Here is a 9,813-nt window from a genome sequence, read left to right as displayed (position 1 = left end):
GTTCTAACAAAAGATATTATTTTTTTTGAGCGAGGACCGCGATATTTCTCGTATAATAAAAAACCAGGAGTTATATTTCTAAAGTTTCTAAGCAGTTTCAGAAAAAATTTGTTATCAATCGTAATTTTTTTGTGAAGTAGGTGAACTGGCATTGGTACGATTTTAAGCAATCTTTCAAAATTTTCTTTTTCTTTTTCTCTAATTGCTTCTTCCAATAAATATTCCAATCCTACCGAACAATTTTGATTGAGTTCGGGGTAATGTTGAGTAATAGATTCATAAAATAAAAGGTAATAATTTTTCATGTAATTCCAATTGTTAGTTCGATTTGATTGATGCTTGGTGTAGTAAGCGCCAATCATCGGAGTATATACGAAATTTGCACCTGCTTTTAAAATAGCTATAGCAAAATATCTATCTCCCAATGCTTTTAAGTGTTCTGGAAACTTTGTCTTAATCAATACGCTTTTCTTCATTAGCATAGCTTGTTGAAGAGCAGGATGAGGTGAACTTACTAGAAAGTCTGGAATGAGTAAACGTTGAATAAATTCTTCTCTCGTTAATGAACTAATGATATTGTCTTGAGTACTAATAATCTTTTCATTGGTATCTATAAAGACTCGTTGATAATCAGAATAAAAAACTATATCTTCCTTAGGATTAACTTGTTCTAAATAGCTCAATTGAAATCTAATTTTATCTTCATGAATCCAATCATCTGCATCTAAAAACTTAATCCATTCACCCTTAGCTTTTTGAAATCCAAAATTGCGAGATGAAGGAAGGCCGCTATTTTCTTTTGAATAGTATTTAACTCGCGTGTCTGTTTGCATTAATTGCTCAACTACTTGACAAGTACGATCGGTAGAACCATCATCTATAACCAAGCATTCAAGATCGGTAAAAGTTTGTGATAATACACTTTTAACTGAACGCTCAAGGTAGTGACCTTGGTTAAAACAATTAATAATAATCGATACTAATGGTGCCATCTGTCAATTATCCTTGTGTGTTTTGTCTCTTGTTCGTCTTATTGTTTAATGACAATGGTAGTTAAAATTAGTATAAAATCAGTGAAATTACTGCTAATAACTATCATAAGTGTAATAGATTAATTCGTCAGGAGTTACAAAAAATGCAAGTCATCCGTTTAGCAGCACTCTCAGACAATTACATCTTTGTGCTACACGATCCAAAGCGAAATATTGCGGCTGTTGTCGATCCAGCAGAAGCTACTTCTGTATTACGTAAACTACAAGAGCTACAAGCTGAATTAGTAGCAATTTTGAACACCCACCACCATCATGACCATGTTGGCGGCAATGATAAACTTATTCAGCAATTTCCACACTTAACTGTTTATGGAGGTGCTGAAGATAAGGGCAGAATACCAGGACAAAAGGTGTTTTTAGAGGAGGGCGATCGCATTTCATTTGCAGATCGAGAAGCTGAAATTATCTTCGTTCCCGGACACACCCGCGCTCATATTGCTTACTACTTTCCCCCGACAAATCCGGGTGAAACAGGTGAATTATTCTGTGGCGACACTTTATTTGCAGGAGGTTGCGGTCGTTTGTTTGAAGGAACACCAACACAAATGGTAGATTCCCTGAGCAAACTTCGCTCTTTACCAGATAATACTCGTGTCTGGTGCGCTCATGAGTATACTTTGAAAAATTTGCAATTTGCCCTGACTGTAGATGCGAGTAACACAGACTTACAAAACCGCTTTGAACAAGTCAAAGTCGAACGCAATCAAGGAGAAGCTACCGTTCCCTCGTTACTAGGAGTCGAAAAGCGTACAAACCCCTTTTTACGGTGGGAACAGCCAACGTTACAATCAGCCGTCAACAGTCGCGATGCCGTACAAACCTTTGCACGATTACGGGGAATGAAAGACCAATTCTAGCTGATGGCTAATAGCTAATGGTTTTGGAGCAATTAGCCATTAACCATTAGCCATTAGCTAAAAAATAGTTGCGATCGCACAAATTTTTCGCTATAATCTTTAGGTTTGATGATAAACGCTCTTGCTTCTCAGGATAAAGCTACGATGTAAGCGATGGCAGTACGAAGCTCAAGCGATTAATATTTTAACGACAGTAGAGAAACAAGAACAAAGATGGCGAAACGCGTACAATTAGTACTAACTCAAGACGTAAGCAAGCTGGGAAAATCCGGCGACCTAGTAGAAGTCGCTCCTGGCTATGCTAGGAACTATCTAGTTCCTAAAAAATTAGCAACTAAAGCAACTCCTGGAATTTTGAAGCAAGTTGAGCGTCGGCGCGAACTAGAACGTCAAAGACAACTAGAACTGAAGCAACAAGCTCAAGAACAAAAAGCAACCATAGAAAAGGTAAGTAGTTACAACATCGCCAAACAAGTTGGTGAAGGGGATGCTATTTTCGGTACTGTGACCACCCAAGAAGTGGCAGACGTTATTCAACAAATTACAGGGCTAGAAGTGGATCGCCGTGGTATTACCATACCAGACATTAGCAAATTAGGAACTTACGAAGCCGATGTTAAGCTGTTTACAGACGTAACAGCGAAAGTCAAAATCGAAGTGGTCGCTAGCTAAGCTGATTCACAAAATAAATTTCTTGTAAAAATCTATACGTATTGTAAAGAGACGTTGCATTGCAGCGTCTTTTTATTAGATGAACAAATTTTGGTTTATAAGAGTAATAGTTCATTTGTATTGAAAAACTCTAAAGAAATTCTTTTATGTCTGAAGAACTCAACTTTCAAGGCAATTCCATAGATCGTCTCCCTCCCCAAAATATAGAGGCAGAAGAAGCTATACTCGGAGGTATACTGCTAGACCCAGAAGCAATTAACAGGGTGCGCGATCGCCTAGTCCCAGAAGCCTTTTATATCAGTGCTCATAAAGATATTTATCAAGCCACGTTGTCCCTGCACAATCAAGGGAAACCCACAGACTTACTGGCAGTTATCAACTGGCTCAATGATCGCGATCTGTTAACCCGTGTTGGTGGAAGAAATAAACTCGCTACACTGGTAGACCGCACGGTGTCAGCCGTTAACATTGATGCTTTAGCAGAGTTGGTGGTGGACAAATTCCTGCGACGTCAGCTCATAAAAGCAGGTAATGACATTGTACAACTGGGTTATCAGACAGAAACCGAACTTCCTATTGTTCTCGACCAAGCAGAACAAAAAGTTTTTAACGTTACTCAGGATCGCCCTCAAGTTGGTTTAGTTCATATTGAGAACACGTTAATTAATGCCTTCCAAGATATAGAAACTCGCAATCAAGGTATTGCTTTACCAGGAATTCCCTGTGGTTTTTATGACTTGGACGCATTAACGAGTGGTTTTCAGCGTTCCGATCTGATTATTGTTGCAGGACGTCCGTCAATGGGGAAATGTATCGTCCATGATACAGAAATCGTATTAGCAGATGGCTCAATTTCTACTATCGAAGAAATTTATCAGCAACATCAAGCAGAATTGTTGACCCTAACAGATGATTGGAAACTCCAGATAACTCAACCTTCGGCATTTATTGATGACGGCATTAAACCTATTTTTCGTGTTACAACTCAATTGGGAAGGTCTGTTGAGACGACTATTACTCATCCCTATTTAACCATTGATGGATGGCATCCCCTTTCAGAACTGACTGTAGGAACTAGAATTGCTGTCCCTCGCCAAATAAATATATTTGGTACAAAGAAAGTCCGTGAGTGTGAAGTTAAATTGTTAGCTTACTTTATAGGAGATGCTTCCTTAACAGACACGACACCGGAATTTACTCATACAAATTCTATAATTCAACAAGACTTTATCCATGCTGCTAAGTGTTTTGGTTCTCAATTAAAAGTTGCCAGAGAAAACTGTTTCAACCCGGCTTTAACACTGGATACGACAAGAAGCCAAGAACAAAAAAATCCTCTCATTCAATGGTTGGAAGACTTAGGATTCTGGGGAAAGAAAGCTAACACACAAACAATTCCCGCTTTTGTTTTTCAATTAGAGCGATCGCAAGTTGCTTTATTCCTCAACCGTCTCTTTGCAACAGATGGATGTGCAACTGTTCAGGAAAGCAGTCAGTTACAATTAGGATATAGCACTGTTAGCGAAAAACTAGCAAGACAAATACAACACTTACTACTAAGATTTGGCGTAATTGCAACTTTAAAGCAGCGATTTATCGAATCTGAAGATAGTAACCGATTAGCTTGGCAATTAGATATTACTGATGCTAATTCGATCAAAACTTTTATTTCAGAGATTGGGATTTTTGGGAAGGAAACAGCTTTATTACAAGTAGAAGCGGCTTTAATTACAAAGAGATATAAAACCAATAGACATCTTGTTCCAGTCGAAATAGGGAAGCAAATAGCAGCAGCTAAAGCAACTGCATTAGAAGAGATGCCATTACAAAATTTAGTAACAGGAGATATTTATTGGGATCAAATCATTTCTATTGAGCCACTAGGCTATAAACAAGTGTACGATTTGACAATTCCCGTCAGCCACAATTTTGTAGCCAATGATATTTGTGTTCACAACACTGCGTTCTGTTTAAACCTTGCTCACAATGTTGCAGCTTCTTATAAATTACCAGTTGCTGTATTTAGTTTAGAAATGTCGAAAGAGCAACTCGTACAAAGGTTACTAGCCAGCGAAGCAGGAATTGAAAGTGGTTACTTGCGAAGTGGAAGAATTAGCCAGACACAATGGGAACCTTTAAGCCGTGCTATTAGTACGCTGACGGAGATGCCAATTTATATTGACGATACTCCCAATATTACAGTTACAGAAATGCGGAGTCAGGCACGGCGCTTGCAAGCAGAAATTGGTTCCGAACTCGGTTTGATTATTCTAGATTACTTGCAACTGATGGAAGGAGCAGGAGATAATCGCGTACAAGAATTATCGAGAATTACCCGCAGCATCAAAGGTTTAGCCCGTGAATTATCTGTTCCCATCATTGCTTTATCTCAGTTAAGTAGAGGGGTAGAATCTCGCACCAACAAGCGACCAATGTTATCCGATCTAAGAGAATCGGGTTCGATCGAACAGGACGCGGATTTAGTCATAATGCTGTACAGGGATGAATACTATAACAGTGATACTCCCGATCGCGGAATTGCCGAAGTCATCATAGCCAAACACCGTAACGGTCCAACAGGTACTGTCAAACTCTTATTCGACCCACAATTTACCAAGTTTAAAAATTTAGCTAGACCGGGTGGATATTAACAATTAGTAAGTGGTTAGTTGTTAGTTGGAAGAAAGCTACTAACCACTAACCACTAACCACTAACTATTACTTAACATCCAACAATTCCACATCAAAAATGAGGGTAGCATTAGGTGGAATAACGCCACCTGCACCGCGAGCACCGTAACCTAGCTCGGAAGGTATAATCAACTGACGACGACCTCCGACTTTCATAGTGCTGAGTCCTTCATCCCAACCTTTAATGACTTGTCCGACACCAAGTTTAAATGAAAATGGTTGGTTGCGATCGCGTGAACTATCGAACTTCTTCCCATTTTCCAAGGTACCGGTGTAGTGAACTACAACCGTCTGTCCGGTTTTAGGAGTTGCTCCAGTTCCCTCCTTAAGTTCAACATACTTTAATCCAGAGGGTGTAGTAACTGCATTAGCTCCAGAGGGTGCATTAGAGGCATTAGCTTCAGACATAGCTTTGCTTGCAATTAAGGTATTGTTTTCAGTTGCTTGAGTGGGTGCTGGAGTTGTATCGGTCATCTGTGCCGCAGTCGCCGTGTTCTGGTTGTTACTACCTACTTGTGCCACAACCAAGACGACAACACAAACCAGCATGAACCCCACACTGAGTAAAATTCCTTTCAAAATAGTCCTCCCTACTAAGGAAGTCTGGTAATAAGATGACCAGCACAACAAAATTTAGTTTAAAACACAAAGCGATCGCTAACGCCAAAGCTTATTTTCTAAATCGCGGACTTGACGCTCCAAGCGATCTATCCTACCGCGCAATTCATCTACTTCTGACTGACGAGCAACCCCCAAATCCTGCAACATATTCCGTAGTTGCCGTTGCATTTGGGCATCCCAAGTTCCCTGCTCCGACTTTAATTGCTGTACCATATCATCCATAACCGCTTTCGCCTGTTCGGGATCGAGCTTGCCATCTTTAACAAGGCGATCGCTTGCTTCCCTCACTTTATCAGCCACTAGCGATGTTGTGCCAATACCCAACATTAATAACTGCTGCATCCAGTTGTTGTTGTCCATAATCCCAATAATTGATTGTTTCAAAGCAAAAAACCCTTTTTCATAAATCTACGCTATAGACCTATGCCACTAAGGTTAATTAATATAGAGTACATATCTATTCTGACAAACAAATACGGGGAATCAATAGTGTGGTTATCGAGCTACTTAAGGTGAAAGTTCCGCCCGCACAACGGGAAAAATTTATCCTGAAGGATGCAGAAATTTGGACGGCAGCGCTTGCCAAGTATCCAGGGTTCTTGGAAAAAGAAGTGTGGATCGACCCAAATAATGCTACAGAAGTTGTCTTGATCGTCCGTTGGGCTACACGAGAACAGTGGAAAGCAGTACCCCAAGCTGATTTAGAGGCAATTGAACAAAAGTTTACTCAAGCACTGGGATTTCCACAAAACATCGTAGAGTCAGAAGAGTATCAAGTGAGGAAGTTCCCCCAAAAGTGAGTTACGTTCCCAAATGAATAACATGGGTTAAAAACCTGCCGTCAACTACCTACACCTCCCTTCGGGTAGGTGTAGGCTTGCCAAAAACTAAAGCCAGTCTTTAGCTCTCAATAGGCACCGCAAGAGTTGGTTAGGTCACTGGGGAGAGTCAAAAGCTCGTTACAAAGGGCATTATACGTTGTTAAGAAAGCCAGCACCCAGTTCTAAGTTTTAGTAGTAAATTACTTCCGAATATTTCCCTAGTTCGGACAAACTAATTGGCTTCTGTGAGAAGAAGAGATGCGGCTACTAAAATGACCGGAGGGACGTTACCAAAAATAACAAACACAGTTTATTGGGTTATCCCTAATATCCCTAATAAAGGAATGAAAAATCAAAATCGACAAGTTACAAGAGTACCAGTTGTCTCGCCAGATAACAAACCCCTGATGCCCACAACTGGCGCGAGAGCAAGGAAGTGGATAGAGTCAGGAAAAGCAATTCCCAAGCGTTCGGTTATCGGGATTTTTTATGTTCAATTAAATAGCGAGCCATCAGGACATGAACTGCAAGACATTGCAGCTTCAACGGATAGAGGGAAGTGTTTTACGGGAATCGCTTTTCAATCTAAGCTAGCCACAATAGCAGTTATTCATGCTGTATTGCCAGGATTTTACAAATCGAAGAAAAAGAAAAAAGACCGTCAATCAATCACTGGTAAGATGGCGAAAAGAAAAGAGTTGCGTCGAAGTCGGAGGGGAAGAAGAATAGATCGAACCAAACCATTTAAGATTCGCAATCACAGACAGAAAAAATTTAATAACCGACGTGGTTCTAAGCTGCCTCCGTCAGTTAGGGCTAATCGGTTGATGGAGTTAAGAATTTTACAAGAAGCTATCAAAATTATTCCTTACTGCACTTTAAGAGACGAAGATTGCGGTGGCGACACACAGAAAAATGGTTGTGGTATTTCGCCTTTAACTGTGGGTCAAGAGTGGTTTAGAAAAGAAATTTCTAAAATTGTCCTAGTTGTTCTCGTAGATAGTCGTAATACAGAAGGATTAAGAAATCAACTCGGTTTAATTAAAGATAAGTCCGATAAGTCAAAACAGACTATTGAAACACATGGCAATGACGCAATCGCTCTCGCTGCCAATCACTTTATTCAATATGTTCCGTTCCAAACCGCTAACACTCACGGATATCACTGGGTAGGAATGTGCAAAGTAACACCTACACCATTCATTGTCATGACTCGTCCAAAGTTATTTCGCAGAAAATTGCACCAAGAAGAGTATCAAAAAGGAGGAATACTCAAGCGACTTGGAGGAACAATTACGCCCTTCGGTTTTCGTTCTGGCGATTATGTCCGTACAACTCAAAAAGGAAAAAACATTAGGCTCTTCAGTACTTGTTATTTTAGCATAACAAGTACTGAAGAGCCATAATTGCACAGTCTTGCAGATTATGACCTTCACTTAGGACGTCAGTAGCAATTAGAACACGCAATTCGTTTGCTTGTGAAATGCGATCGCGTTTTCCATGACTTGCAGGGCTAAATCTTCCTACCAATTCAGTTGGATCTTTAGATTGACCTGTAACTCCTGCAACATGAGTAACATTTCTTGCCTGCAAATTGTCAGTCAGATATCGTACTGTATCGGCAAATTGAGTAAAAATTAGTACTTTATCTTTAGAGTGAGTTTGCGTTAGCAGTTTGACTAACGCGGCCAGTTTTTCATCTTCTTCGGGCTTCCACTTGCCACAATATTGTAAGACGTTGATAAGCGCTTTGGCATCTGCTAATAACTGTACGTTCGCTCATTTTTAACCGCAAGATTTAATTAAGCTTTACAGGGGTTGTAATTCAGGCTGTGAAATGGATTCAGGCATTTTTAGTCCCATAGGAGCTTTTGGTCATTTTATGATTTATCCTATGCCTACGGCTTAAATAACCGCCTCTCTTAGCCTTTTTGAATGGTCACAAATTTTACACAAAAATAATGGTTCACGTAAAAATCCTCTTTTTCCTTTTACATTAAGGCTTTAATTCCCCTTTGGATCTCAAAATAAGCGAACGTACAGTAATAAATCCCGTTTTAGTTTTTTAACGTCAAAAAGAGTAGCACGCAGCCATTTAAACCGACGTTTATACCGAGTAGCATATTCTTTGTAAATTGACTCTGCTTTTTGACGAAATCTCTTTTCTGTAGCTCTCATTGCTGTTACGGAAGGCAAAATTTCTTCTTTTTCTACAGGAGAATAAATAAGGGTAATATCTTCATCTTCTGTTTCCTCGTCAAACAAAGTAGTTGCCACAGAATCAGTATCTTCATCATTATTGCGAGTGTCTAATAAATCAGCTTCTTGAGTCCCAATTGGAATATCATGTCCTTGTTCAATTGCATATAAATAAATGAAATTTCTTAAAATATGACGTTCAATTGATTGAAGAAAGGCAATATCACTACTTTCTAAACGTTTAAATAAATTGGTACGGGAAAATCCCATTAACCTTCTTCCACCACGAAATAATGCATTGAGTTGATTTTGTTCTGTTTCTGTTACTGGTTGTTTGTGTTTATTAACAACATAATTTCCCAGCCCATACCGAGGAAGATTTAGTTGATTAATGACCTCTATGATTGACTCAGAGTAAAGGCGAGAATACAAGTCAGTATCAGAACCTTCAAGCAAAAATTTTACAGTTCGAGGTATACGATCTGGAAAATACGAATGTCTGCCATCAGAAAATTCTAAATACTTCCGACCTATTCGATCGGTGTAGGCATAATTCTCTTTAATAAATGAACGAGTTCGCCGCACCATATAACGTTTCATCAATTCTCGCCAGTCATCGGGATGTTCGCTTTTTTCAAAAGCAGCTAACGAACGCACAGAACATTGGTGCTTTCTGATAAATTCTAATTCTCCTACTGAACCACCTCCTAACTCATTGATTAAAGCTTCAGGTCGGAATCCCAAATCTTCATCTTCCGGAACAAATAACCCTAATTGTGCTGATAGATCAAGATAGGTTTTGTTATAGGGAGTAGCTGATAGCAAAATACATTTACTTTCAAGTATGATTATGCGATCGCGATCCATTTAAGGTTATAGAACTTTGGGTAGAAAATAAAC

10 protein-coding genes are annotated in these 9,813 nt (G+C 39.4%); 5 read left to right on the top strand and 5 right to left on the bottom strand.

Going from position 1 to position 9,813, the window contains the following annotated elements:
- Positions 1-992, bottom strand: a 992-nt coding sequence (locus tag F7734_RS32110) for a glycosyltransferase family 2 protein (protein ID WP_155748604.1), incomplete at its 3' end; no start/stop codon positions are given.
- A gap of 143 nt (positions 993-1,135) precedes the next feature.
- On the opposite strand from F7734_RS32110, the gene gloB reads away from it, so the two are divergent.
- From gloB to dnaB, 3 genes are all read left to right on the top strand, one after another.
- Positions 1,136-1,909 (top strand): hydroxyacylglutathione hydrolase, encoded by a 774-nt coding sequence (gene gloB, locus F7734_RS32105; RefSeq protein WP_155748603.1) that lies wholly within the window; start codon positions 1,136-1,138, stop codon positions 1,907-1,909.
- Positions 1,910-2,122: 213 nt separating this feature from the next.
- On the top strand, positions 2,123-2,581 hold the full coding sequence (gene rplI / locus F7734_RS32100) for a 50S ribosomal protein L9 (protein ID WP_155748602.1): 459 nt from the start codon (positions 2,123-2,125) through the stop codon (positions 2,579-2,581).
- A 146-nt stretch (positions 2,582-2,727) separates the two neighbouring features.
- The gene (gene dnaB, locus F7734_RS32095; protein WP_155748601.1) at positions 2,728-5,232 is read left to right on the top strand and encodes a replicative DNA helicase; all 2,505 of its coding nucleotides are present in this window, start codon (positions 2,728-2,730) and stop codon (positions 5,230-5,232) included.
- 67 nt (positions 5,233-5,299) lie between these two features.
- Here the strand turns inward: dnaB and F7734_RS32090 are convergent, their stop codons facing one another.
- Both F7734_RS32090 and F7734_RS32085 read right to left on the bottom strand, forming a co-directional pair.
- Positions 5,300-5,851 carry an FKBP-type peptidyl-prolyl cis-trans isomerase gene (locus tag F7734_RS32090; RefSeq protein ID WP_155748600.1) on the bottom strand — a complete coding sequence of 184 codons (552 nt, stop codon included), beginning with the start codon at positions 5,849-5,851 and terminating at the stop codon, positions 5,300-5,302.
- A gap of 78 nt (positions 5,852-5,929) precedes the next feature.
- Positions 5,930-6,253, bottom strand: coding sequence for a phasin family protein (locus F7734_RS32085; protein ID WP_155748599.1), 324 nt, complete (start codon positions 6,251-6,253; stop codon positions 5,930-5,932).
- Positions 6,254-6,384: 131 nt separating this feature from the next.
- On the opposite strand from F7734_RS32085, the gene F7734_RS32080 reads away from it, so the two are divergent.
- Positions 6,385-6,693: a TIGR03792 family protein gene (locus F7734_RS32080; protein ID WP_166482279.1), complete on the top strand. Its 309-nt coding sequence runs from the start codon at positions 6,385-6,387 to the stop codon at positions 6,691-6,693.
- Positions 6,694-7,058: 365 nt separating this feature from the next.
- Positions 7,059-8,120 (top strand): RRXRR domain-containing protein, encoded by a 1,062-nt coding sequence (locus F7734_RS32075; protein ID WP_166482278.1) that lies wholly within the window; start codon positions 7,059-7,061, stop codon positions 8,118-8,120.
- Here F7734_RS32075 and F7734_RS32070 read toward each other — a convergent pair.
- On the bottom strand, positions 8,092-8,352 hold the full coding sequence (locus tag F7734_RS32070; protein ID WP_347566323.1) for a hypothetical protein: 261 nt from the start codon (positions 8,350-8,352) through the stop codon (positions 8,092-8,094). The two genes, F7734_RS32075 and F7734_RS32070, sit on opposite strands and share 29 nt — an antisense overlap.
- A 384-nt stretch (positions 8,353-8,736) precedes the next feature.
- A complete protein-coding gene (locus tag F7734_RS32065; RefSeq protein ID WP_243147201.1) occupies positions 8,737-9,780 on the bottom strand; it encodes a hypothetical protein in 1,044 nt (347 codons plus the stop codon).
- Positions 9,781-9,813 lie beyond the last annotated feature (33 nt).

Source organism: Scytonema sp. UIC 10036 (genome assembly GCF_009725235.1).
Note: the sequence above shows the minus strand (reverse complement) of the source record. Positions and strands in the feature narration are given on the sequence as shown.

What these genes read in the sequence shown, in the direction of transcription:
- gloB (WP_155748603.1), top strand. Translation starts at nt 1,136, where the DNA reads ATGCAAGTCATCCGTTTAGCAGCACTCTCAGACAATTACATCTTTGTG.
- rplI (WP_155748602.1), top strand. Translation starts at nt 2,123, where the DNA reads ATGGCGAAACGCGTACAATTAGTACTAACTCAAGACGTAAGCAAGCTG.
- dnaB (WP_155748601.1), top strand. Translation starts at nt 2,728, where the DNA reads ATGTCTGAAGAACTCAACTTTCAAGGCAATTCCATAGATCGTCTCCCT.
- F7734_RS32085 (WP_155748599.1), bottom strand. Translation starts at nt 6,253, where the DNA reads ATGGACAACAACAACTGGATGCAGCAGTTATTAATGTTGGGTATTGGC.
- F7734_RS32075 (WP_166482278.1), top strand. Translation starts at nt 7,059, where the DNA reads ATGAAAAATCAAAATCGACAAGTTACAAGAGTACCAGTTGTCTCGCCA.
- F7734_RS32065 (WP_243147201.1), bottom strand. Translation starts at nt 9,780, where the DNA reads ATGGATCGCGATCGCATAATCATACTTGAAAGTAAATGTATTTTGCTA.